Annotated in this window: 23 protein-coding genes; 11 read left to right on the top strand and 12 right to left on the bottom strand. The window is 40.7% G+C overall.

The genetic code is table 11. From position 1 onward, the window contains the following. Nucleotides 1–2 precede the first annotated feature (2 nt). Both ACR5KR_RS24870 and ACR5KR_RS24865 read left to right on the top strand, forming a co-directional pair. Nucleotides 3–317: a ribbon-helix-helix domain-containing protein gene (locus tag ACR5KR_RS24870; protein WP_448268385.1), complete on the top strand. Its 315-nt coding sequence runs from the start codon at nucleotides 3–5 to the stop codon at nucleotides 315–317. 2 nt (nucleotides 318–319) lie between these two features. After that, entirely contained in the window at nucleotides 320–763 is a 444-nt protein-coding gene (locus tag ACR5KR_RS24865) for a type II toxin-antitoxin system VapC family toxin (protein WP_448268384.1), read from the top strand. Between the two features lie 71 nt (nucleotides 764–834). On the opposite strand, the gene ACR5KR_RS24860 is transcribed toward ACR5KR_RS24865, so the two are convergent. After that, nucleotides 835–1,755 carry an alpha/beta hydrolase gene (locus ACR5KR_RS24860; protein WP_448268383.1) on the bottom strand — a complete coding sequence of 307 codons (921 nt, stop codon included), beginning with the start codon at nucleotides 1,753–1,755 and terminating at the stop codon, nucleotides 835–837. 56 nt (nucleotides 1,756–1,811) lie between these two features. Here ACR5KR_RS24860 and ACR5KR_RS24855 point away from each other — a divergent pair, with 56 nt between their 5' ends. Continuing rightward, nucleotides 1,812–1,973 carry a hypothetical protein gene (locus ACR5KR_RS24855; protein ID WP_445630020.1) on the top strand — a complete coding sequence of 54 codons (162 nt, stop codon included), beginning with the start codon at nucleotides 1,812–1,814 and terminating at the stop codon, nucleotides 1,971–1,973. Here ACR5KR_RS24855 and ACR5KR_RS24850 read toward each other — a convergent pair. Both ACR5KR_RS24850 and ACR5KR_RS24845 read right to left on the bottom strand, forming a co-directional pair. Continuing rightward, entirely contained in the window at nucleotides 1,962–2,258 is a 297-nt protein-coding gene (locus tag ACR5KR_RS24850) for a hypothetical protein (RefSeq protein WP_322671179.1), read from the bottom strand. The two genes, ACR5KR_RS24855 and ACR5KR_RS24850, sit on opposite strands and share 12 nt — an antisense overlap. Nucleotides 2,259–2,517: 259 nt before the next feature. Beyond that, entirely contained in the window at nucleotides 2,518–4,155 is a 1,638-nt protein-coding gene (locus ACR5KR_RS24845) for a hypothetical protein (RefSeq protein ID WP_448268381.1), read from the bottom strand. 87 nt (nucleotides 4,156–4,242) lie between these two features. Here ACR5KR_RS24845 and ACR5KR_RS24840 point away from each other — a divergent pair, with 87 nt between their 5' ends. Next, complete coding sequence (locus tag ACR5KR_RS24840) at nucleotides 4,243–7,578, top strand: alpha-mannosidase (RefSeq protein ID WP_448268380.1); 3,336 nt, start codon at nucleotides 4,243–4,245, stop codon at nucleotides 7,576–7,578. Nucleotides 7,579–7,915: 337 nt separating this feature from the next. On the opposite strand, the gene ACR5KR_RS24835 is transcribed toward ACR5KR_RS24840, so the two are convergent. The 3 genes from ACR5KR_RS24835 to ACR5KR_RS24825 all read right to left on the bottom strand — a co-directional run bounded on the left by ACR5KR_RS24835 (nucleotide 7,916) and on the right by ACR5KR_RS24825 (nucleotide 10,214). Then, on the bottom strand, nucleotides 7,916–8,305 hold the full coding sequence (locus ACR5KR_RS24835) for a hypothetical protein (protein ID WP_445630023.1): 390 nt from the start codon (nucleotides 8,303–8,305) through the stop codon (nucleotides 7,916–7,918). Between the two features lie 583 nt (nucleotides 8,306–8,888). Continuing rightward, entirely contained in the window at nucleotides 8,889–9,440 is a 552-nt protein-coding gene (locus ACR5KR_RS24830; RefSeq protein ID WP_448268379.1) for a DUF2231 domain-containing protein, read from the bottom strand. Between the two features lie 33 nt (nucleotides 9,441–9,473). Beyond that, on the bottom strand, nucleotides 9,474–10,214 hold the full coding sequence (locus ACR5KR_RS24825; protein WP_448268378.1) for an LmeA family phospholipid-binding protein: 741 nt from the start codon (nucleotides 10,212–10,214) through the stop codon (nucleotides 9,474–9,476). Between the two features lie 244 nt (nucleotides 10,215–10,458). Between ACR5KR_RS24825 and ACR5KR_RS24820 the strand changes: the two genes are divergently transcribed. From ACR5KR_RS24820 to ACR5KR_RS24805, 4 genes are all read left to right on the top strand, one after another. Further along, the gene (locus ACR5KR_RS24820) at nucleotides 10,459–11,025 is read left to right on the top strand and encodes an HD domain-containing protein (protein WP_448268377.1); all 567 of its coding nucleotides are present in this window, start codon (nucleotides 10,459–10,461) and stop codon (nucleotides 11,023–11,025) included. Between the two features lie 184 nt (nucleotides 11,026–11,209). After that, on the top strand, nucleotides 11,210–11,746 hold the full coding sequence (locus tag ACR5KR_RS24815) for a hypothetical protein (protein ID WP_445630026.1): 537 nt from the start codon (nucleotides 11,210–11,212) through the stop codon (nucleotides 11,744–11,746). Nucleotides 11,747–11,767: 21 nt separating this feature from the next. Then, nucleotides 11,768–12,604 carry a CheR family methyltransferase gene (locus tag ACR5KR_RS24810; RefSeq protein WP_448270325.1) on the top strand — a complete coding sequence of 279 codons (837 nt, stop codon included), beginning with the start codon at nucleotides 11,768–11,770 and terminating at the stop codon, nucleotides 12,602–12,604. 201 nt (nucleotides 12,605–12,805) lie between these two features. Then, nucleotides 12,806–13,585 (top strand): hypothetical protein, encoded by a 780-nt coding sequence (locus tag ACR5KR_RS24805; protein ID WP_334999967.1) that lies wholly within the window; start codon nucleotides 12,806–12,808, stop codon nucleotides 13,583–13,585. A 253-nt stretch (nucleotides 13,586–13,838) separates the two neighbouring features. Here the strand turns inward: ACR5KR_RS24805 and truB are convergent, their stop codons facing one another. After that, on the bottom strand, nucleotides 13,839–14,723 hold the full coding sequence (truB, locus tag ACR5KR_RS24800) for a tRNA pseudouridine(55) synthase TruB (protein ID WP_448268376.1): 885 nt from the start codon (nucleotides 14,721–14,723) through the stop codon (nucleotides 13,839–13,841). Between the two features lie 448 nt (nucleotides 14,724–15,171). On the opposite strand from truB, the gene ACR5KR_RS24795 reads away from it, so the two are divergent. Beyond that, nucleotides 15,172–15,678 (top strand): hypothetical protein, encoded by a 507-nt coding sequence (locus tag ACR5KR_RS24795; protein WP_445630029.1) that lies wholly within the window; start codon nucleotides 15,172–15,174, stop codon nucleotides 15,676–15,678. Nucleotides 15,679–15,858: 180 nt separating this feature from the next. Here the strand turns inward: ACR5KR_RS24795 and ACR5KR_RS24790 are convergent, their stop codons facing one another. The 3 genes from ACR5KR_RS24790 to ACR5KR_RS24780 form a co-directional block, all read right to left on the bottom strand. Then, nucleotides 15,859–17,649: an ATP-binding protein gene (locus ACR5KR_RS24790; RefSeq protein ID WP_448268375.1), complete on the bottom strand. Its 1,791-nt coding sequence runs from the start codon at nucleotides 17,647–17,649 to the stop codon at nucleotides 15,859–15,861. 277 nt (nucleotides 17,650–17,926) lie between these two features. After that, nucleotides 17,927–18,400 (bottom strand): response regulator, encoded by a 474-nt coding sequence (locus ACR5KR_RS24785; RefSeq protein ID WP_445630031.1) that lies wholly within the window; start codon nucleotides 18,398–18,400, stop codon nucleotides 17,927–17,929. A gap of 52 nt (nucleotides 18,401–18,452) precedes the next feature. Further along, nucleotides 18,453–20,804 carry an ATP-binding protein gene (locus tag ACR5KR_RS24780; protein WP_448268374.1) on the bottom strand — a complete coding sequence of 784 codons (2,352 nt, stop codon included), beginning with the start codon at nucleotides 20,802–20,804 and terminating at the stop codon, nucleotides 18,453–18,455. A gap of 315 nt (nucleotides 20,805–21,119) precedes the next feature. On the opposite strand from ACR5KR_RS24780, the gene ACR5KR_RS24775 reads away from it, so the two are divergent. Next, entirely contained in the window at nucleotides 21,120–21,362 is a 243-nt protein-coding gene (locus tag ACR5KR_RS24775) for an AbrB/MazE/SpoVT family DNA-binding domain-containing protein (protein WP_445630033.1), read from the top strand. Next, nucleotides 21,356–21,799 (top strand): type II toxin-antitoxin system PemK/MazF family toxin, encoded by a 444-nt coding sequence (locus ACR5KR_RS24770; RefSeq protein WP_448268373.1) that lies wholly within the window; start codon nucleotides 21,356–21,358, stop codon nucleotides 21,797–21,799. The genes ACR5KR_RS24775 and ACR5KR_RS24770 overlap by 7 nt, the downstream gene beginning before the upstream one ends. Before the next feature lie 46 nt (nucleotides 21,800–21,845). Here ACR5KR_RS24770 and ACR5KR_RS24765 read toward each other — a convergent pair whose 3' ends face one another. After that, on the bottom strand, nucleotides 21,846–23,621 hold the full coding sequence (locus ACR5KR_RS24765; RefSeq protein ID WP_448268372.1) for an alpha/beta hydrolase: 1,776 nt from the start codon (nucleotides 23,619–23,621) through the stop codon (nucleotides 21,846–21,848). Between the two features lie 507 nt (nucleotides 23,622–24,128). After that, nucleotides 24,129–25,052 (bottom strand): DMT family transporter, encoded by a 924-nt coding sequence (locus ACR5KR_RS24760; protein WP_448268371.1) that lies wholly within the window; start codon nucleotides 25,050–25,052, stop codon nucleotides 24,129–24,131. Nucleotides 25,053–25,244: the final 192 nt, after the last annotated feature.

Genomic DNA, 25,244 nt, shown 5'->3' with positions numbered 1-25,244 from the left:
GTATGACTAACATTCATATTTCCTTACCTGAGTCGATGAAAGTCTTTGTCGAAGAACAAGTAGCTAAAGGTGGTTATAGTTCAGCCAGTGAATATCTTCAAGAGCTAATCTTTCAAGATCAACAGTGCAAAAGCCAAGAAGGAAAATGCGCTCAGTTGATGGCAAAGCTTCAGACACAAGGTCAACTGAACAATGAGGAGTTTGAAGTCGTTGCAGATAAGTTAGCTGACGAATTTGCGCTATGTGTTGGGTCAAATTTAGCAGTCCTGTCAGATTATGCTGTGACTCGTGAGAGTATTTATGAGGATCATCCTTAGCAGTGGTATATCTCATAGACACTAACATCCTACTGCGTTTTGTAGATCGCACTCACCCACTACACCCAATAATACGAACTGCAATCCAAAAACTGCGACGCGATGAACATACACTGCAAATCACCGTGCAAAACTGCGTTGAGTTTTGGAATGTTGCTACAAGACCAGCCACAAAAAACAGATTTGGCTTAACACCAACAGATGCAGATCGGCTGCTGCGACTGATTGAACGCCTCTTTCCATTGTTGCCTGATATGCCTACTATTTACCCTGAGTGGCGTAGGCTTGTTGTTGCATTCAATGTATCAGGTATCCAAGTGCATGATGCTCGTCTCGTTGCTAATATGAAGGTGAACAGCATAACGCATATTTTGACATTCAATATTAGAGATTTCATTCGCTATGCGTCTGAAGGAATTGTAGCGGTTGATCCAACAACACTGTAGTTGTTATTTTTCAATGTGCGATCGCTAGGATACTATAGCCATAGAGTTAATCAAGCCTCAGTACTGAAAGGCTAAGAATTAGGAAACTCTAACTCAGCGCTTCCTCGTGCTAACTGCGCTATCTCAGATGGTAGGTGTCGCTCTAACCAATCTTCCAAATCAGCCATTACCTCTCGATAATTGAGGTCACTCTGAATCTCATGATAGGCTCCTAGATACTCAATTCTCAGCTTATCTTTGCAGTTTATCCGTTGGCAAAAAATGTCGCTTCCTGCTGGCAAAGCTACTCGGTCTGCACCACCGTGGAGAATTAATAATGGTAATTGCCAATCACCTGCATGAGCATTAATCCAATCAACTGTTGCAAAGAATTCTGTAGCCAGACGGGCAGTAGCAAGGGTATGTCGCAGTGTATCCTGAGCGATCGCAGCTAAAACCTGCGGATCTCGTGAAGCAGTACTGATGTCAATGCCTGTATTCAGTGTGAAACGCGGCCACACCCGTGAAAGCATTTTTCCTAAAAGTACCCGAATCGGTGAAACCCCAACTTTCCCCAAGGTTGGCGCAAGAGCGATCGCACCCTGCAATAATGATGCTTGTTGGGGATAGCGCAGAATGTAATCTAAGACAATCACCGCGCCTAAGCTGTGACCCAAGAGAAAAACTGGACATCCAGGATTTTGAGTCTGAATTAACTGTAAAAAAGCTCCCAAGTCTTCACGAAACTCACTCCAAGCGTTGATATAGCCTTGCTGACCTGGTGAGCGTCCATGACCGCGCAAATCTAAGGCGTAGATAGCGTATTGCTTGGGTATCAAATGTTCAATGATATTACTGTAGCGATCGCTGTGCCCTCCGAGTCCATGCACAATGGTTAATATTGCCCGGACTTGACCCTCTGGATGCCAGCTTTGGTAATACAGTTCAAGTCCTCCAACACCTGTAAATCTGCCTTCTTTACGAGAAGCTAGGCGATCGCTATGGTCAATCATAGGGTTAATTTTTTACGTATTCTCCCAACAAGCTACTAAAAAGTCAACTGGAACGGGTGTGGAAAGAAGAAATTGCTGTCATAGAAGCGGCTAAAGCAGGAAGGCAAGATTTAGTTGAGCTAGCCGCAGCAATTAAACAGACAGTACCCACAGGGGAAGACATGCATACACTGCGACAAATAGAAATCATATATTGTGGTAAGAGATTATTTTTCTAAAAAGTTTGTAACTTTGAAATTTGATGTTCCCTCCCAACAGTGGTTCAAAAATGCACTTACCTGGGCATCTACTGAATCAGCCGATTCCCTAGATGCATTAAATTGTACTGCTGTCACAATGTATTCAAAGATAATTACAAACTGCTTTTGCGGTGAAATTCTTTCGACTACAATTGTTTCACCTATCTTCGGGATTTGAGGCAGATTTACCACAAACGTCTCAATTTTCGGTTTATCTAATGGATTTTTGAAATTGAAGTATTTACAGTAAACAATAATTTTCACTTAGACAACCACCAATAACAATTCAAAATTCCAAATTCACGCATTCAAGAATATGTAGGGTATCTGTGAACAGCTTTTGCTTAAGTAAGTACCATTCGTCCTATAATTTCTTAAAAAATATCTACCAGTTTATACCAACTCACCCAAATCAGGCTACAGATGTAAATCTAGAAACCCAGATGCAATCTGACAAGTCTTAATTACGAATTACGTAGCTTGCTTCTCGCCTTTGGCGAGTATTACGAATTACGAATTAGTCTTATTTCCCTTGCCACAGCTGCCGCAACGACTGAAAAACCTTTACAAATCTTTCTTCTAGCCAGACCATAACATAATCAAGCCATTCCAAAAGTTGCTCTAAGGGGTGCTTTTCATAACCAGTTGAAGTTGCTGTGGTTTCTATCCAGTCTGGCTGTGCCTCAACTTGACTACTTTGATGAAATTGCTGTTGCAAAATTTCCCCTTTACGACTCTCGCTTTTAGTTTGGGAAATACGGGTTTGAGTTTGTTTTACAGAGGCGACTTTTCCAGATATTTTTTGACTTGAGGCGAGATTACTACTTGGTTGTTTTCTTTGTACCAAACCAGATCCGAATTTAGGTTGTTTTACACTCAAATTTTTTTGTGGAAAATGCCTTATTGATAAACTTGGGGCTAAAGCAGGATTTTTCCCCTCAGAAAGTGTAACTGACTTGTCAGCAACGGTTTTGGTGTCACCAAATAAATCATTCCACGTTAGCCAAGGATCGTTTGTAAAATCCTGGTTCTCTTCCACAGGGCTTTTGGATAAGGCTTTTCTCAGGCGTGACGAAAAGAGTTTACCTGGCATCTCATTACTAATTGTTGTCTCAAGTGTTTTTCTATTACCAACACCAAAAAAGTAATTAAGCGCCGCCTCAATCAAAGCCTGAAAATTCTGTGAATGAGTCTCTAAACCATCAGCGTTGGGAGCAATCTCTCCTTTAGCAGCTAATCGATCTTTGCCATAAAGAAATATGTTTAACTGGGTTTGGGCAACTTGGATAACTTCCTGACTACGTTTTTGCGCTGGGACTAAAGCATTCGATTCCAACTTCGCAACGGTTATATCTAGAAATGCTAATAATCTATTTGTATTAAGTAAATCTTTTGGTATACCCTCGGCTAAAACTGGAATTTTAGCTGGATTTACGTCAGTGAGTTTTGCTAATAATTGGTCAATTTGTGGTAATAGCCGCGTTTCTTTTTTAGCTATAATCAAACGCCAACACTGCCAGTAATTAGCAACTTCGTTAATAATTCGGTCTTCTAATTTTGCCTGTTGTTTGGGTGTTAAGATATCTAGAATTTCATTGTCGGCAGTAACAAGTACTAAATTTCGATTCATCAAATTTGTGGCAATTCCTTGCACTATTGGAAGACGTTGTTGAAGGGCATTGTCTAATTGTGAAGGGTTGAGACTGAGAGCTTGATTAGCGGTAATATTTGATGATTGAGTAAGATTAGAGTTCTTTTCAACGAATTTCAGCCGAAAAACTCCCAATAAAGCCAAGGGATTGAAATGTTCAGATGCTTTCGTAGGAGTGGAAGCGGGTTCATCTGGTGACAGGTGATTGACTGCCTCTAGTACATTTTGAATGGGACTATCAGCATCGGGTAGAGTTTCAGGCTGGAAATCGGTATCATTTGGTTGTAACTTTAATCTAGTTTGTGGTTCTCTAGTATGTAGCGTTTTCCCAGATGATTCAGATGACTGAAACAGTAGATACACTGGGTAAAGTAGTACCTCGACACCCCACTTAGTGGCGACTTGCAAATGCCGAAAGGTATGTTCCCACTGTTGTGTCACCCGCCGAGATTGCTGGTGGACAAAGTTAAATAGTCTGCTTTGATAACGACCAGAGGAACCAGAAGACATAGTAGTAATTTTTTAGTTCAAGTCTTGTTAAGTTGTGAGACTCGCGCCAAACAATAAAAACGACCAACACCTCATCTTAGCGAATATATGACCCCGACTGTCTCTCAATCCCAGACCAAATTTATCTCACAAACAATTGAGCAACTGCGCTCTTTTTGTCAAGTTAATATCCAGTCTACGTGGCTGTATCAAGAATCTGACTTAGTTATTACTGATGTTGTAGCTGCTGATTTGTCTCATTGGCAACCTGTCCAGTTGAATGCTAAAGAACATATTGCTTGGACGGGCGGGAAAAAAGTGCTATGGCTGGTGCAAAGATTGGTAGTTCCCCAAGATTTACACGGTTATCCCTTAGCGGGGTTATCTTTGCGGCTGGCGCTGGTTTGGTGGGCGGATTCTGCTGAGATTTATGTAAATGGCGAGTTAGTGCTGGAGGGTGATTTATTTGATTGTTCGCCGAGAGTGCTTCTCAGTCAAGGGGTGACGCCAGGGGAAGAATTCACTGTGGCTTTGCGGTTAGTGAGTCCGGGACATTGTGATGGTGCTTTAGTGCGATCGCTCCTAGTTTATGAGTCTTATGTTGATAATAATCCCGATCCGGGTTTTGTGGCTGATGAGTTAGCTGTGGTGCAACTTTATTTGGAAAAATTTGCGCCGGAGAAGTTGGATGTTTTGGCGGCGATGGTGGGGGAGGTTACGAACCGCCAAGACGCCAAAGACGCCAAGGAAGAGTTAGTAAGATCGTTTTTATCTCTACGCCAAAATTTAATTCAATCCGATATCTTAGCCCCCCTTTTGAAGGGGAGCCACTGCGGTCTTGGGGTCTCCCCAAGTGGAGCAAGTGGCGTGGGTTGGGGGGATCAAAAATCTAAAATTTTCTTGTTGGGTCATGCTCACTTAGATTTAGTATGGTTATGGCCTGTAAGTGAAACTTGGAATGCGGCGCAAAATACTTTTGAGTCGGTTCTGAAGTTGCAAGCAGATTTTCCTGAGTTAATTTTCTGTCATTCAAGTCCCGCACTTTATGCTTGGATTGAAGAACATCGCCCGGATTTATTTAGGGCAATTCAAGCACAGGTAGCCGCCGGACGTTGGGAAGTTGTCGGCGGAATGTGGGTGGAACCGGAACTCAACTTAATTGCTGGTGAATCAATAGTCCGTCAGCTACTATATGGTCAGCGCTACATTCAGGAGAAATTTGGCAAGCTTTCAACTGTGGAATGGGTTCCAGATTCTTTTGGTTTCTGTGCAACTTTACCGCAGTTTTTCGCTAATGCCGGAATTGAGTATTTTGTGACGCAGAAGTTGCGGTGGAATGATACTACTAAATTTGATTATGGGGCTTTTTGGTGGCGATCGCCTGACGGTAGCGAAGTCTTTAGTTTGATGTCTGCACCCATCGGTGAAGCTATAGACCCAGTTAAAATGGCATCCTACGCTCTTGAATGGCAAACTCAAACTGGTTTACCAGAATCCCTCTGGCTTCCCGGTGTCGGCGACCACGGCGGCGGCCCTACCCGTGATATGTTAGAAACCGCCCAACGCTGGCAAAAGTCACCTTTGTTCCCAGACTTAGAATTTACGACGGCTGAAAAGTATTTACAGCAACTTGTAGAGACGCGATTCATCGCGTCTGTTAATAATCATGATTCTTCTCCTGCCTCCCCATCCTCCTCATTCCCTACTTGGAATGACGAACTATACTTAGAATTCCATCGCGGTTGTTACACTACCCACGGCGATCAAAAACGCTGGAATCGTCGTTGTGAAAATTTATTATATCAAGCTGAACTATTTGCTACCTTGGCGACTGTAAGCTGTGGTGTGGCATATCCGAAAGCAGAAATTGAAGCAGCTTGGAAACAAATGTTATTTCAACAGTTTCACGATATTTTACCTGGTTCTTCAATTACCCAAGTTTACACAGATGCCTTGCCCCAATGGCAGCAAGTGGAACAAGTAGGAACGAAAATATTACAGGAATCACTTTTAGCGATCGCATCTCACATTACCCTATCAGAGCCACCAAAACCCGATAGTCTGCCTATTTTTGTTTTCAATTCTCTCAATTGGCAACGTTCTGAGGTAGTCTCTGTAGCCTTACCCACACCACCAACAACTACCCAGGAATGGCAGATTTACGATGCTTCTGGAAACCAGCTTGTCTCCCAATTATCTGAACCATCAACGCTACTATTTCTCGCCACCGAAATTCCACCTGTAGGCTACCGCATATTTTGGCTTTCCCCTTCACTCTCTAGTCCAGACGAGATGAATCGCGTTTCTCCCTCATCTCCCGCACTCTTCCCAGACTGGATTTTAGAAAATGAATTCTTGCGAGTTGTTATAGATCCCGACACCGGAGATTTATCAAGTGTTTTTGACAAAACTTATCAGCGAGAAGTTTTGAGTGGGGCGGGGAATCAACTGCAAGCTTTTAAAGACAGTGGGCAATATTGGGATGCTTGGAATATAGACCCCAATTATGCTCAACATCCCTTACCTTCAACAAATCTTCAATCTGTTCAGTGGTTAGAACAAGGCCCAGTGCAAAGTCGTGTGCGCGTGGTGCGTCAGTTGGGTGAATCGGAATTTTGCCAAGACTATATTTTGCAAGCTGGTTCACCTCTGCTGAACATTGCTACAACTGTCAATTGGCAAGAAAATCATGTCTTAGTGAAAGCTGCTTTTCCTCTAAATATTGAAGCTGACTTTGCTACTTATGAAATTCCCTGTGGCGCGATTCGCCGCCCAACTAAACCGCAAACTCCCGCAGAACAAGCAAAATGGGAAGTTCCTGCTTTGCGTTGGGCTGATTTAACAGCAGAAAACACACAGACAGAAGATACCGCAATCCCAAATCGTTATGGTGTCAGTTTGCTCAATGATTGTAAATACGGTTATGACAGCAAACCAAACCAACTCCGTCTAACACTGCTACGCAGTTCTAATTGGCCAGACTCAAAAGCCGATCGAGGTTTTCACGAGTTTAAATATACCTTGTATCCTCATGCTGATAGTTGGGAATCAGCCCATACAGTACGGCGTGGCTATGAATTGAATATACCATTGCAAGTGATATTCAATTGGCCACTGGCAAAACCCTCCACTGCTGCTATCGGCACTATTGAAGGAGTAAGTTTCCTAGATTTATCAGCTGAAAATTTAATCTTGATGGCCTTAAAGCCATCTGAAGACGATCCACAGCAATTAATTCTGCGATGTTATGAACCTCACGGAGAAACAGCCGAGTTATCTTTGCAAAGTGATTTAGGGTTAAATCTTGGAAATACAGTAGATTTATTAGAGCGTTCCGCCAGTACTGAATTTTCATCTTTGCAACAAAAACAAATATTGATTATACAACCTTGGAAAATCGCCAATTTTAAGGTGATACCAGCGATTAATCCCAGGCTGAAGTGAGCCACCATATTTAATGTTTAGTAATTAATAGAACAACTACTGGCGTGGCAAGGCTAAATTTGTGCATTAGCAAACTCTTGTGGGATAAGCTCTCTAGCCCGTCTTTTTTGGCGGGCAAGATGCCCGCCCCACAATAAAATTTATTGCAACATTTTTGTCTTGTCACGCCACTACTAACCATTAGACATCTGGTGAACTAAATATGTGTTATCCGAAATATTTAGTAGGCAAAATTCATGTAGCTGGAGGCTTCCCATAGCATTTTCTGGAAGCAAGCTACGCGTAGCCTTTCCATTAAGAGAAGGGTATTATGCCTACGTCATTTTTACTCCTATCTCTAATAGCGTCGGCGGATAATCTGGTATCGTCCGTAGGGCTGCCGTCGTTCGATAATCTGGCGTTGTCTAAAACGCTGCCGTTGTTGGATTCTCTGATATCGTCCGTAAGGCTGCCGTCGTTGGATTCTCTGGTATCGTCCGTAGGGCTGCTCTCGTCGGATTATCTGCCGTCTCTCGTAGGGTTGCCCTCGTCTATAGTATCGTCTTGACCACCGTTGAGCAATTAAAAGCTCTCCGGTTTTATTTCCAACCAGGTTAGCATCTGGTGCAACGCTCTGTTCATTCAGAGTATTACTTAGAGAAATATCTTTGGCTTCAGCTAATGAGGGCGGAGACACAAAGGCAAATAGCAATACTGCTATTGAAGATAACTTCCTGAAACCTTTCATGTTTTTGCTTCTCTAAACTTTCGGTAATAACTTTATTAAAACACTTTAAAGTCTGAAAGTTAGCAATCGCGCACTTTTTTAAACTTAATTTAGTATGAAATTCAATCTTGCAATTTCACTCTTTTGTATAATTGCAATTTTTATAAGCTTGTGTATATAAAGAGTTAGTATATTAACAGGATGTATTTTTTTTACCACATAGACAAAGTATACAGTTATTAATTAAACAAGCTAAATTTTTTATTGTAATATGAGTTTAAAAGCCTTGCTGGGCAAGGAAAATATCCTCCCAAATTTTAATTTATAAAAACTTTAGCTCGGACTTATCTCCATTCCCCAAGATGTATCAAAACTGTATCCAATGCAAACGATAACTGCTAAATATTCTTAGCGTAAGCTGTAAATAATAATCTGTCATTGGATTTGTAGTTTCAGGCAACTATCTTGTTAAATGCTGCATTTTTCCTATTTTCTGCCTCACTTCTCTACAAGAGGCTGCGGCAACGACTACGCTCAGTGACCACTTGCTTTCTGCCTCCTGTCTGATTGTTGAGCGTAGTCGAAACACTGCCTTACACATCCTTTAAGGATATCTTCTGCTACCTCCACCCACTACACCAATTTTGTGGCGATAGGAGAGTTCAGCGCCGAACCAACCAGAAGCACTGGTTAGCGTACCGACAACAAGCGAGATTAACAGTCCCCAAGGTAGTATTCGAGATTCAGCGTCACCTAAACGTAAGAGAAAGTTAACGAGTGATAAAACTAGTATAGAAACGTTAAGTATCAAATGCGTCCAACCGGCGGCGCGCTTGCGGACTCGTTCAATTTTCACAAAGTCGCTCAGACCGATTGTAGATGCAAGGATGCCTCCAGCTAATCCAAGTCCGATTAACCATAGCGAAGCTCTAGCCCAAAAGAAATCGCCAGTTAACCAGTAACCAATGTCACTTCCCAAAGCAGCGGCTAAAAATGCTATGGGAAAGATCACACTCAAGGGGTGTAGGGGATGTCCGGCGATCGCAACTGTACTAGGTACACCAGTATCACGATACTCACTGTCGTTACTTTCAATAACTGGTGGAATATTTGGAAAAGGGGTTGAACCTGTTTGCGTTGTTTCTGTAGTTTCCATTATTAGTATCCTGAATTTATGAACGTTACATTTTTAAGCTGAAGGAATTTTTTCCACATAAGCTTCAGCCTGTAGGATTAGTTTACCTACTTCTACTTTTAGTTGGTTGACTTGCAAACTCATACCATCTAAATCAAAGTTACTTAGATTCAAAATTTCGCTAGTTTGATCGATCAAAGCTTTTGTCAACTCTGGCGATATTTCCTCACTTTCGCCATATTCGACATTTTCCAAAGCAACACTTTTTCCATTACTGCTAATTTTGGGAACTGCGGAAAAAGCAACTTGCTGATTTTCATCAGTTTCTACTAACTTTATGCTGGCATTTAGTGCTACTTTCCCATTACCCGGTAATCGAAAATCTACATCTTGAGGTTCAATAGTCCTCAGCTGCTCGTTAATATGGATTTTTTGACTTTGCAGTTGCGATCGCACATATTCGGAGTTGAAAGCACGATTAATATCAGCTTCGGTTAACACAACCTCTGCATTAGCTTCAGTCGGTTTAGTTAGTTCAATTTTACCAAAAGCCACACTTAGAGGATTAATAGCAACATTAGTCATTTGCATTTCCAATTCCTCCATCCGGAGGTCTTTCTGCATAACTAAACCTTCACCTTCAATCGTGACTTCATCCACCTCTCCCTGAACCAGTTTCAGCGGGTCTGTTTTGATGTCTACATCTAAATTTTCGACTTCATCTAATTGACTAGATAATCCTATTTCTGCCGCTTTATTGAGAGCTTGCTCTCCTAATCCAGGATTGTCTGGCATTATGTAAATTAACTCCTAGTTGAAAACACATCCTTGAGTAAATTTAATCAACTAACAGCAGAGTTTTATCTATCTGTCGATGGAATATAGATTTAAATATTATCTATCTAATTTCAAATTCAAACTTTACTTGTATACTCATTTCATCCTTTATTACCTCTGCACTTGGAGCGATTTGTTATAAAATTGACACAAACCCAATATTTCGGTTGAGTTATTCTGACTGCTGGAATTTTTTTATACAATGCTCTCAGAACGTTTTACCGCAGCCCTGATCTACGCCACCCAACTACACGCCAACCAAGTTCGTAAAGGTTCAGGTGTCCCTTATGTTGCCCATTTATTAGGTGTCACCAGTATTGCTTTAGAATACGGGGCAAATGAAGATGAAGCGATCGCAGCTCTTTTACACGATGCGATCGAAGATCAAGGTGGCGCTGCAACACGAGAAGAAATTCGCCGTCGCTTTGGTGACAATGTAACGGCAATTGTAGATGGTTGTACTGACGCTGATACAACTCCAAAACCCCCTTGGCGACAGCGAAAGGAGGCATACATTGCTCATATTCCTACAGCTTCCCCATCAGTACTGCTGGTGTCATCAGCTGATAAACTTTACAATGCCCAGTCTATTCTCAAAGATTATCGCATTTTGGGCGAATCACTTTGGGAACGTTTTCATGGACGTAAAGAAGGTACTCTTTGGTATTATCGGGCGCTTGTAGATGCCTTTAAAAAGACTGAAAGCACTGTAATAATTGAGGAATTAGAACGGGTGATTTCGGAAATTGAAGTCTTAGCATCTACATAAAAAATTTATTTACCCAGAAGTAGATAAAAGATTTATTAGAACTAGACAAACGGATTTTTTACAAACACGATATAGTCATGTTTCTCACGAATAAATTTTGGCTTTTAGGTTCTCTCTCTAGATAAAAAACCTTTCTCTCGGTAGATAGGTGTACTGACATGATTGTGACTGGTATGTTACCAATATGACGATAGTAAGACAAAACACCCTAAATCCAACTGTAAATCCTTCAGTAAATCCTCCAGAAAACTTGGCAGAAAAATATGCAGAAGCAGAGCGGATGCGTGATGTTCTGCTTTTACTGCAAAACTTGATTAACAGTGAAGAAGCCACTGTAAAACTAATTCTGGATTGTCTTTATGATGTTGGTTCAGTCAATTTGATTAATCAAAAGCTTCGCCTAAAACCCTTAAACAGGGTGATGAAATTAATTGCCCGAATGTCTAAACCAGTTTTTAGAATCTTAGCTTTAAAATGGTTTAAAAAGAACTGTCCGCAACTGATTACTAATTGGCTACACACGCAAGTCTCCTTTGAAAATCTCCAAAAGACACCTGAACAAGTAGCTATTGAAGTTGTACAACTAGAACCATATTCCATCCCACAGAGAGAAAGCCTGAGCCAAGAGATAAAAAATCTGCGCTATCAGGTTAGATGGCTAGCTGGAATTTCAATAATTGCGATCGCTGTTTTAGTAGTAAAAGCCATTCGGTTAAACTGAAACCGATGAATTATGAATATTATGCCTCTGCCCAAACCGATCTTGGAGGACATAGAAATACACTTACTCTTAGAAGGTGTATATCAGTACTACGGTTATGACTTTCGCAATTATGCTCTTTCATCACTCAAGCGCCGTATTCAGGGCTTCATGCAATTAGAAGGGGTAGCAAATATTTCTGCATTGCAAGAGCGGTTACTACATAATCGCGCCTATTTAGAAAGATTTTTGCTGGCTCTGACGGTGAATGTAACATCAATGTTTCGCGATCCCAGCTTTTATAATACCTTCAGAAATCAGGTTATTCCTTTCTTACAAACCTATCCGTTTATTCGGATCTGGCACGCTGGATGTTCAACTGGTGAAGAGGTCTATTCAATGGCAATTTTACTGCAAGAAGAAGGACTTTATCACCGTTGCCGCATATATGCCACTGATACGAATGAGAAGGTATTACAAAATGCTAAAAGTGGGATTTTCTCGTTGAAAATGATGCAGGAATATACTCACCTGTATCTAAAAGCAGGCGGCAAGAAATCTTTCTCAGAGTATTATACAGCAGCTTATGACAATGCTATTTTTCGAGCGTCTCTAAGAGAAAATGTGGTTTTTGCCCAGCATAATTTAGCCACTGATAGTTCTTTTAATGAGTTTAATGTGATTCTTTGTCGTAATGTCCTCATATATTTTAATCAGGTACTTCAAAAGCGAGTACACGAACTGTTTTATAATAGCCTTTGTACTTTTGGCATCTTGGGTTTAGGAAGACAAGAATCTATCAGATTCACCTCTTATGAGCCTTACTATGAAGAGTTAGTAAAGGGTGAGAAAATATATAGGAAAATAGTAGGTATGTGAAAAGAATGCTTTGAACGGGTAATTGAATTATGAATTATGAATTATCTGAAAATAACTAATACTCAATATCCCAAAAATTATGAATAAAATTGCGCTCGTTGTCAAAAGACAGTCTGTCAAACATTTATTATTGTGTTCAGAAGATAGATTTAGCGAGCGTTTAAGGTAAATTACACATTAAAGTATTAAAGGAGATTGTCGATGCAACTTCTCGAATGTCCTCCTGTTGCAGTCATTGCTGGAGAAAATGCGGTTCATGTTTCTCAACTACCTTCTATATGGCAAGACATTGCTAGAGGAACCACGAGTGTCGGACTTTCCCAACCCCAAAGCTATGTTGAGATGGCACAGCTATTTTTGTATAAATTAGAACGTGGTGATGTTGATTTATTTAGCGATCGCCCCCAACTAGCTCACCTAATACCCTCATTTTCTCAGCTATTTGCACAACTAGCATGGGAAACCTTAGAGTTTTTTGGACAAGACTTTCTCAAACACAGCTATCCGAACTTTGCAGAAATTCTTTGCGATGTGGAGTCAAAAGGAATTGATTACGCTGATGAAGTAAAAGTGGCTCGCATCGGCATAGATTTATTTAATGAATTTGGTTATGAACTACCTGCTAGCTTTTATCACGTGCATTTAGCACCAATTTACCGCGATCATGTTTTTGAAGAACGTGCTTTGCGATTCGATCGGCGCGATATTGAGCATAAACGTGCTTGGGATGCCATACTCCATGCAGGTAAGGTATTTGCTATTCAAATGAAGGTGCAAAGTATTGCCTCCAAATACGGTTTTACTTATCAGCATGGCTGCGGTTGCAACTCTCATCTATCTTCTATTGATGTATCTCGTGGGGCGTTTGAATATGAATTGAGTTCCGACAAGCGCCAGCGATGGATTCGCAGTTTCATCTGGACTGCTTGGTATGAGTATGCTTTCTTTGCGATCGTACCTAATACGAGTTATTTAGTTTAACAAGAAAGGAGTCAGGAGTCAGAATTCAGAATTGAATTGTGTCTCGTTCCCAGTCTCCGACTGGGAATGCTGTTCTAGAGGCTCCGCCTCCTTATTGAAGTGCATTTCCAGCCTAGAGGCTGGAAACGAGATTTGAAAAGGCTTTCAGCTTAAGTTGACACCAATGCGACTTAGCGTACCCTTGCAGCGAATAAAGCAAGCTGTAGGGAGCGTCTCCGGCTCCAATCCTAAATTCTGACTCCTGAATTCTTCTTTAAGAAATCGCCTCAAAAACCATTTGCGGAATCAACACTTCATCTTGTAATTGTCCAATACCTAAAAAGTGAGTCTCTTCTTGATAAACTCGCACTATCCCAGTAATATCAGAATCTAGAGAAACTCGCTGACCTTGACACCATTTTTGAGCAGGTATTGCTGGTAAAGTCACAGACAACAAATGTTGTAACGCCGCATCAGGGGCGAGAGGTTGAAATGTCCCGCCTTGCAATTTAGCTTCTAAGTCGGTGAAAGTGAGACTATCTGTTAAATCGAAACCACTGCTTTGGGTACGGAGCAAAGCCGCAAGTGTGCCACCAGTTTCTAAGATTGCACCTAAGTCACGAGCGATCGCTCTAATATATGTACCAGATCCACAGGCGATCGCCACATCCAATTCGGGAAAATCTCCTTCTCTCCAATCCAAAATATCTATCTGAAAAATTTCCACTGTTCGCACTGGAACTTCCACTATTTCACCTTTACGTGCTAAGTCGTAGAGACGTTTCCCATCCACTTGAATTGCACTATAACTCGGTGGTATTTGCTCAATCTTGCCTTCAAATTGTGCCAGTGCAGTTTTCACCTCTGCCAAACTCAATCCAGCACAAGCTTGAGAACTAATGATTTCACCTTCTAAATCATCGGTTGTAGTCCGCACACCCAGACGAATGGTAGCCTTGTAAGCTTTGTTTTCTGGCAGATATTGCAATAATCTTGTGGCTTTACCAAGTGCGATCGGTAAAACCCCTGTTGCTGCTGGATCTAAGGTTCCCGCATGTCCTACACGTTTGAGGCGCAACAATTTTCGCACCCGCGCTACGCAGTCGTGGGAAGTCCAGCCAAATGGTTTGTTTAAGTTGAGAAAACCTTGAAATAACACAAAATCAATACTTACAGCTTCTAAACTCTATTAAATACTTATTTAATCCTCAAAGCATTAATCTTTAGCAATTAAAGTTTATCGAAACAGAATTCAGAAGTCAGGAGTCAGAATTCATTCTGACCGAAAAAGCGGATAGCGAGTCGTAGAGAGCGTCTTGATTCAGAATTTTGAATTCTGAATTCTGCATTTTTTTTCAATTAAGCATTATTTTATCAGTATCAAGACATTCTCTAAGCACTTTACCGAATAATATCCAAAAAGTGCAGATAATGCCGAGTATTTTCCGCAAATATCACGATGTCATTTATAACTTCCAAGACATAAAACTGTAATATTCAAGAAATCTCATAGAAAACTTAATGAAAGTTTTGATTGTCATTCAAAGATTTTATCTGTAGGGCTTTTAGCCAAACAACTATCAATAGGTTTTACGAACATAAATCAAATGAAAAAATCAATCTTCACTACTACATTGTTTTTTTGCTCTATGTTGATTATGAGTTGTAGTAACTCAGACAATATTGCTTCTCAACAGAATAAAGTTAATTTAGCAAATACTGCAACAGCTAGGCAAGTTAATTCTGAATCTATTTCTGTAAATCAAGTAAAACTAGATAACAGCAAAAAAACTATTAAGTCAGCATCAACTGAAAAAACATCTCCTAAAAACAATCAATCCAAAGAAATTAAAAACGATAATCCAAGTTCTGGTACTATCAAAGATATGCAAAACGGAGACTTGAAATGCTACGTTACTGTTGTCGATGAAAATGGCAAAGTATATGAAGGTGTCGGTGCAGTCTTTGAGGTTTGCGAACCAGAGAAATACGTCAACAAAAAAGTAAAAATGTCTTATTCTCTAGAGAACGTCAGTGATTGCCAAAGTTCTGAGCCTTGCGGGAAAACAATCAAAGAATGGTTAATTAGCAAGATAGAAATTCAAGATCGATAATTACAATATGCTTTTTAAAATTATCTAAATCAACGTGAGTTCGATGAACCTCTCCCGGACAACCTCCCTCTCCCACAGGGAAAGGGAGGAGCAACCAGAAATAGGGTTTTGGCTCCCCTCTCCGTGTCGGAGAGGGGTTGGGGGAGAGGTCAAAAAAGGGCTTGTCGAACTCACGTTTTATCAAGTGGATGATGGGGATAATTGACCAGTTGGGCATATTTTCGGTAAGCTAACTGTAACTTTAGTTCCTTGCCCCACTTCACTTGACAAAGTAATATTGCCACTATGTAACTCGACACAAGCTTTAGCGATCGCGAGTCCTAAGCCAGTACCAGGAATTGTGTCAACGTTACTTCCACGACTGAAGGATTGAAACAAATTTTCTCGATCTACCATCGGGATGCCAATTCCCCAATCTTTGATGTAAAAAATCGCTTCTGATTCTTTGCCGATCAGGTGAAATTCTACACTACCTCCATCTGGAGAGTACTTAATTGCATTGGACATTAAGTTAATAAAAATTTGTTGCAAAAGTCCGCGATCGCCCCAAAATCCATGATGATTACCAGTAATTTTAAAAATCAATTCGTGGCGATCGCTTACTGTTTCTCGCTCTTGTTCTAAAAGGTCAGAAAAAAATTGTAGTAAATCGACTAAGATTGGTTGAAACTTGGGTTTTTCCAGTTCAAGTTGGTTAACCAGAAGCATATTATCCACGAGTTTGGACATATACCTTGCTTTCTGTTCAATGATTCCCAAGAACCTCTGTTGTTTGGACTCATCTAGTTGCTGGCTATGTTTTACCAAAGTTGATGCCGCAGCCAGAATTGAAGTTAGCGGCGTTCGATACTCATGGGAAACTGTTGTAATTATTTGGGATTTAAATACATTGAGTTGCTTTTCTTTGACAAGGGCTGCTTGAGTTTGGGCTAACAATTCCGCCTGTTGAATAGCGATCGCTAACTGTACTGATACTTCATTGAGCATTTCTGCATCATCAGTTTGCCACTGTCGCTCTCCGGAATTATGGTGAGCAATCAATAAACCCCAAAGCTTAGGGGTTGGGTTTCCATTGTTGCTCAGATTAATCGGAACTACCAGATTTGCCTTAGTATTAAATTGCTCTTTTAGGCTGACACAATTACACAAGCCAAGCTCATAGATATAAGGCATTGGCGATTGGGAATTAGGCACAAAAGGCAGAGGGGCAAGGGGGCACAGGGGCAGAGGGGAAAGACCTACTGCAACTTCCCCCTTGCTCCCTGCTCCCTGCTCCCTGCCCCCTGCCCCCTGCTCCCTGCCCCCTGCCCCCTGCTCCCTGCTCCCCTGTTCCCCAGTCCCAGCGCCAACCCGATCGCACAATGCCACAGTGCTGTATGACTCAACTGAAGAGGCAACTATTTTACCATCTGTATCTGGGGCAAACTGATAAACCATGACGCGATCGCACTTCAGAAGTTGCTGTACTTCGGCTACAGCCGTATTCAAAATTTGCTCTAGGTTAAGAGACTGGCGAATTCGTAAAGCAGTTGTGGCAATTAGGCGTTGTCTCTCCTGAGTTTTGAGCAGTTGGGCTTGCAAGCACGACTGCTTAATGGCGTTGCGGACTGCTAGTTGCAGCACATCCTGTGTAAGATTTTGCTTGACTAAGTAATCCAAAGCACCTCGTTTCATTACCTGCACAGCGATTTCTTCATCACCGCGCCCTGTCAACATAATCACGGGGACAGAAGTCTTAAATATCTTCTGCTGGATGCGATCGAAAAATTCTAACCCACTCATATCAGGTAGGCAAAAATCCAGCAAAATGACATCGCAGCGTACTTTTTGGCACAAAGCAAGTCCTTCTTCTGCACAGTCTGCCTCTAAAATCTGGTAGGACTGGTGCGGATCTTTCAAAAGATATCGACGATAGATTTTCCGATCTGCGGCACAATCATCGATGATAAGTAGCGTCCATGTGTCCAACATAAGGTTATGAGGATCAGGGAGCTATATAGATCCCTTTTATCCAGATTGTGTTTTCTTGCATAATTCTAAAAATAATATAAAATAAGTGTAAATAAAATCTAAATTCTTTAGTAATCCTAAAGAAATACCAAATAGTCAAAAACAGTAAAATAGGGAAAAAATCTAACAGAGACAAACAGACACAGTGACTCAAAGAGGAAAATGTCTCTGTGTCCTCTGAGCCGTCTCCTTTATTATCGGTTATCCCCTACTGCTAGATCGACAAAAAATAAATAAATTAATCCAACACAGGCGGCGTATTGGCTTCAAGCCAGTAGTCTACAAATGCCTGGATCGTCTTTTTTAGTTCCTGAGCATCCATCGGTTTTACCAGATATCCATTTGCGCCTCTTTGGTAGCACAATTCAATATCTTTGGGGTTAGATGATGTGGTAAAAACAACGATGGGGATTCCCTTAAAACTCTTATCTTGCTTGAGCCGATCTAAAATGTCACGCCCATCAATACCTGGCAAATTGAGATCGAGCAAGATTACAGAGGGTCGTAATGCTACTTTTGAGTTGGGTAAGTCTTCGTCCTTAGCGTAGGCATCGTTTCCCTGTTGATAAAGGAACTCTAAAACCTCATCCCCATTCGTACAACGGTGTATGGGGTTCTGGACGGACATACGCCGCATCAGACGTTGCAGCATCCGAAAATCTTCATTGCTGTCCTCAACAACGAGCAGCGGTTCATGAAGTTTTTTTGTCATTCTTGGTCTTAAAAGAGCTTAACAAAAATATATATTTAGTCATTATCTTAAACTATTCCAGCGTAAAATAAAAAATTGAGCCAACGCCTACGGTAGATTCAACCCAAATGTGACCGTTATGAAGCTCAACAATCTTCTTAACAATAGCTAGTCCTGCACCTGCTCCTCCACCGTACTTTTGCTGGGAATGGAGCCGCTTAAATAATCTAAAGATAGTTTCTAGGTGATGCTGTGGAATTCCAATGCCGTTATCTCGGACATAAAATATTGGGCATGGGGCATGGGAAAGAGGCAGAGGGGCAGGGTGCGGGGGGCAGAGGGGAAAACTCTCCTCCCTTGCTCCCTGCTCCCTGCTTTCTTGCTTCTTCCCTTGCTCCCCTGTTTCTTCTTGAGAAAAGTAGCCAATCTCAACCCATTGCTCTGTCTTATCGTTATATTTGAACGCATTACCAAGCAGATTACTGAAGACTTCATTAACCAGGACTCGATCGCACAAAACTGTTGGTAAAGGCCGAGGAATGCGAATATCCACAAGCCCAGAGTCTTGGCGACTAGCACGAAAAATGTCAATTACTTGGTTGAGTAATTCGTTGAGGTCAGTTGCTTGCAAGCGCAGTTGGGCTTGTCCTAACTGCGATAACCGCAGCAGAGCATTAATCAGAGTTTCCATGCGTACAGACAAGGATACTACCGTTTGCAAGCACTCAATTCCATCATCATCTAATACTTGGGCATAGTCTTCTAACAGCACTGTCGAGAAGTTATAAATGCCCCGCAAAGGTTCCTTGAGGTCGTGGGAAGCGGCGTAGGCAAAGGATGCTAGTTCTTGATTGCTGCGTTCTAACTCCAGGTTGATTTTAGCTAATTCATCCGCTTTCGAGAGTACAATACCAACGATCGCATTATTCAAAGCGATCGCACTGTCAAGTTCGCAAGGTTTCCAAGGTAGAGAAGTTAATCTAACCGTTTCTTGCCATTGTTCAAAGGATTTACGGGGAGACAGGGTATAGCTACCGTCTGCCTGTGCTTGCATGGATTCTTGTGGATTTCCTGCCCAGTGTACCGTTTGAAGAACTTCAGGGCGAAACCAAAGGATATAATAGCGCCGAATTTTAGAAATCCGCAGTAGCAACAAGCCACTAGCAGTATCTTTAAATACTAGTGCCTCTTGGTAAAGCTTCGGCAGAGAATCAGTAGCAAACAGATTGTCACTAACTTGGGTATTCGCCCATTCAATCAGTGCCCGAACTTCATCAATATTTGGTGTTGTCCCCACAAGGGTAATTTCATTATCCAGACAAACCGCAGCTCCAGAAGCACTAACAAGATCGAGCAAGCGAATTTCCGGTTTAATTAAGGCATCGATAAAATTGTCTGCTTGGGAAATAGACTCAAGGAACTCAGACTGTAGCGATTTGAGTTTTACTTTATAATCCCATTCCGAGTTACTAATTTTGTGTGCTAATTCTGAAGATGCAATCTGTCCCAAAAATTCGCACATCTTGCGGACTTCGTAAGAAATATACTTTGGTGTTTGATGGTGACAGGATATTAATCCCCAAAGCTTTTGCTCTTGAATAATTGAAATCACCAAAAGAGCCTTCACCCCCATATTTTGATGATATTCAGTACAACACCAATCAAAACTCCGCAGCAGACAGTAGCTTAAATCAAGATGCTGATGTGTTGTCGGATTTTCCGTTGGAACTAGTTTGACAGGTTCGGCAGTCAAATCGGGGAGAAATCTCAGAAAGCAGCGCGTGTATAACTCCCTAGCCTGCGCTGGAATATCTGTAGCGGGATAGTGGAGTCCTAAATAAGGTGATAAATCTTCCCGTTTAACTTCTGCAACCACAGAACCCGCTTCTGACTCGTCAAATTGATAGACCATCACTCGATCGAAACCGATGATTTTTTGGACTTCTTGTGCTACTAAATGCAAAAATTCTCCCAAATTGGATGTCCTTTGCATTTTAGCGATCGCTTCACTCGCAAAACTATGAAAGTTTAAGAAACTCATCTCAAATTCCGAGTCAGTTGGTTCTAGCTCCAGAATCACAGCTTCTTCTGTACGATGAGCAATAGCATCAAAGTATATTTCCCCATGTAAAGTATTTATTGATACTTTAAAAACATTAGCGCTGCCAACCTTTTTGACTAAGCACTGCTTGACAATTTCCACTGGCTGAGGTTCAAGTAAATAGCTCAAAGGTTTACCGAGCAAATCTTCTGGAGCTTTATACAAATACACTTGGGTATTGTTGCTAACTTGCAGTATCTCTAATTGAGTACTGAGTGCCAGGAGAATGCCATGAGGTTGAATAGAGCCAGGTATGTGAATAGGTTTGCGATCGTGGTTAGTCAGGGCAGTAGCTTGGGCTGTAGTATATTCCGGCTGGCTCATAACTGAACTTATGTAAAGCTAGTTTTAAAATAGCGCAATTAAATGTCATATTTCTTTAAAGTATATGTCCTAAAGTATGAATGCGATCGCATATATCTGTACTGCTTATGGTTTTTACACTAATTAAGGTAAGTGCAAATAACTAGAAGATGGTGTAGTGGCGTGGCAAGGCTTCCATAACATAGCGAAAATACAAATTAATTATGGTATATTCAAAGTAGATACAAAAAAGAGTCCAAAATAGGTGCGTCAAGCTCCGAAAGTTTTATGTTTGGGTGTGAAATTTTTTAAGAAAGCATTTATTTGGAGGTAGTTATGACTACAGTTGTTACGAAGTGGGGAAACAGTCTAGCTATTCGACTTCCGAAAGCTTTGGCTGAACAAGTTAATGTCAAAGAGGGGACAGATGTAACTTTCAGCATTTCAGGCAATAGTATTGTCATCACGCCGCAGCAGCGAAAAAAATATACCCTTGATGAATTATTGGAAGGTATGACTCCAGATAATTTGCATTCTGAAATTGATACTGGATCTGCTGTGGGGAATGAAGTTTGGTAGTTAAACTATACATTCCAGATAGAGGTGATATTGTCAAGTTAGATTGCGGAACTACAAAGCAAATTACGGCTGATTCGATCCGACGTGTATTAGCCCTGAGAACATCAGGAATGTCATTTGAAGATATTGCTGAAACCCTTAATGCTGAATTAAAACCTCAAGGGCGTGAGCAGATGGGCTATCGTCCTTTTTTAGTTATGTCGCCGTTAAAATACAATCGAATGGCTTCTATAGTTCTAATTTGTCCAATTACTAATCAAAAAAAAGGTCTTAACTTTGAGGTTCCGCTTCCTGACGGAATGATAACCAGTGGCGTGGTGCTAGCCGATCGGCTCAAATCACTAGACTGGAAAGCTAGAAAGGTTTTGTTTGTAGAGAAAGTTGAACAAAAGTTAATTGAAGAAGTGCAAGCAAGAATTGAACCTCTAATTTTATAAAGGTGCAAATAAATTTTACAGACGTAATTAATTACGTCTGTACAAATCAAATAAAAATCATTACATGCAGTAATGCAACACCAATATCCAACATCCAAAATCCGAAGCTGACTATGGTGTTGGGAACTTTTTTGTTAACGAGTTTGGCTCCTTTGATATCTAATAATTGTGCTAATTCAGTTGTATTCAATGACTTAACGAGACTCAAGCCAAGAGGCTTACTAGAAATGCTTTGAGTGTAAGCGGCGTTTAGGTAGGGTGTGTATTGCGGCTTGCCTGCAATGTATGTTTGGAAGAAAGGTAAACTCAAAACATTTATGTAACGACGCGCTTGAGAAGCATCACCAATCATATCGGCAGGTAATGCTACTTGTTGATTTGCAGGGTTTGCATTGCCAATGGTGGAAAAGTGTGTGCCACCTATAAGCATGACGAGATACTTTTGGGAATTTGTCAACCAGGAGAAAGGTAAAATTTGCTCGGATAAAGCTGGTGCAACTGTATCATCACTACTGCTGACAATCATCACTGGAGTTTTAATTTGACTTAAGCCAGCTTTGCCGAAAATCGAACTCGTAATGGGATTAACTGCGATCGCAGCTTTGACTCTCTCATCCCGCAGGTTATAATCTTTGCCAAATTTGCTAATGCTCAATTCTAAAGCGCGACACTGGAGCAGTAAAGACATATTCCAGGTATTTTGGAGTGCTGCTGGTTGACAGTCTTGTTTTAGCTGCTCAAAGTTAATTTTAGCGCCTGCCAGGGCTAAGGCTGTATAGCCTCCCAAAGATTGACCAAATACTCCGACTTGTTGCAGATTTAAGCGACCTTTAAACCGTGAATCAGATTGATTACCTTTTTGCAATTGATTCAGTATATATGTTATATCCCTTGGTCGGTCTTGAAATTCGCTTGGTTCTGCTACTTCAATAGCGCGTCCTTTTAACAGAGAACGCAATTGTTTCGCATCACTACCAGGGTGATTGGGAACAACGACGGCAAATCCGTAAGAAGCTAGATGAGTGGCTAAATATTGAAAGTTACTGCTATCTAAACCCAAGCCGTGAGAAATGACAATTATCGGTGCAGCATTCTGGACATTGGGAATGTAAACATCAGTCAATAAAAGTCGATTGCGGGTTGAGTCGAAAAACTTCAAGATGTATTTTTGCGACTTAAATTTTCCCGGAACCTTTAAATCGGGCAATTGCGAGAAATTTGGTGGAGAAATGCTCTCAGCTTCTATTTTAGACTTTTGGGAAACAGCTGCGACCGCTTGATGAGTTTGGTTAACAAGTTTCTCCAATTGTGTAGCTATTTCAAAAGTCTCGGCGACATCAAGGCGAATGCTGCTGCTGGGATATTTACGCAACACATTTAAAAGTGTCAAGCCTCCCGATTCTCCAGAGGCTAAAATTAGCGCCGAACGCAAAGTACCAAATCCTGGTTCTGGCTGATTGGTTTTAATCACTTGCGCCAATCGATGCAGTAAAAATTCTCCTTGGGGTGTGTAGAGAAGTTGCGAAACTACTACTGGACTAACTTTCACGCGATTAAGTAAAATCCGCCGCAATTCTTGAAGCTGTTCTAAAGGCAGATATCGCTGATAAGCTGCTAAGTCTTCGTTAATTACACCTGTTTTGGCGTAGTTCTCTAAAGTCCTGACTGAAATGGAAAGCTCTAAAGCTGAATAAGATGCATAAATCCGCTCTGCTGCCAAGACAGAATTACTAATTCCAAACGTTGGCAACACCATTGAAAGAACCAGCAATAAAGAATTTTTTCTGAGGGTGCTGGCCCAATTACCAAACAAACTATTCATCGCTCAACTGTTTCGGTGGTCTGGTTTTATCAGGTGTTGGCTTTGGTAGTTATTCGGGCGCCCTGCTTGGTTTACTTAAAGTTATTAGCCTCAATTTTATCAAAACAGAATTTAGGAGTCAGTAGTTATAATTGACGATGAATTATGTATGACTTGCGAATGTAGCTGGCTGAAAATAATGGGTATAAATGGGTTTAAATTTTCCACCAAATTTGAGATTTAGTAGTCAAAAAAAGTAGTGATTCCCAATGCCCTAGTAATTTCTTCTGACTCCTGAATTATGATTTCTGAATTCTTTTGCAAGGATATTTCGGCTATAAAGTCAACAATCAAATCCTACAAAGTCACGCAGATGGGTAAAGTATCCGACTGACTTCAGTAGTTTGCCTTCACTATTAAATCATAACAAATAAAAAATAGTTTGCCTCAGTATTTATGTTGTAGCTTTGAATATTGCACAAATTTACTAGATGAAAAAGCCAGTAAAAATCCTGAAAAACATGGCATTTAATCAGCTTTTCCCAAGGCGATCGCTACTGAACCTATAACTACTAAACCCGCTCCAAATATTGCTATGAGGGTGAAGTGTTCTGGTGGTGTCCAATCAGGTGCAATAACTGATACAATCGCTACTGCTATTAATGTCACAATGGGAGCTAAAGCTAATACTGCACTTACTCGTGATGCTTCCCAATGTTGTAATGATTCAGAAAAAGCACTGTAGGCGATTAAGGTATTCAAGGCACAAAAAATCAACATTCCTAAATGGAAAGGATCGAGTATAAAAAGTGATTTAACTTTTGCTAGAGGAGTGAATAATAAAGTACAACCTCCATAAATAACCAACATGATGCTGGTGGAAGATAAAGATTGTAATAACTGCTTTTGCGCCAAAGCATAAATAGCCCAAGCTGTCGATCCTAGTGCGATTAAAATACTACCTAGTATATATGTGCCATGTGCTGTAATTAAACTCGTTAGTTGCTCGCGAAAAAACAAAAGATAACCACAAATCATGACACTAACGCCAATCCATTGAGACAGCCGATAACGTTCTTTAAAAATTACTAACCCTCCAAAACCTAATAAAAGGCTAGATAATTGAATCAGAACTTCAGCGTTAGCAGGCGATGTTAATGCTAAACCTTGGATAAACGAAAAGTAATTAATCCCTAAAAATATTGTCGCGATCGCTAATAATTTTCCAGAAGCAGAGCGCAATTGTTCTAATTTTGGTAATTTGCCGCGTATCCCTAAATACACAGCAAGCAGTACAAATGATACCAAAAAGCGAAACCAAATTACGGTATAGACATCAAGTACTTGTAGAATTACTGCAAGAGCAATAGGTAAAATTCCCCACAAGAAGACTGTCAATAGCGATAACATTAGTCCTAAGCGCCACCGACCAGAACTTTGATGTATTAACATTAAAATATCCCAAAAATAAGATTGATAAGTAAGTTATATCTAATTTAAATATCTAAACATTTTATCAAACTCTTATCGATAAAATATATTAATAGTTTAGTTCATCCAAATTCAATATAGAATAACCAATTTTTTCAACTCAATTTATAATTCGTAGCCCGAAGAGGGTGTTTTTTTTGTATTCACGTAAAA

The organism is Nostoc sp. DSM 114159, assembly GCF_053470285.1.
This window is presented reverse-complemented; position numbering and strand designations above follow the sequence as displayed.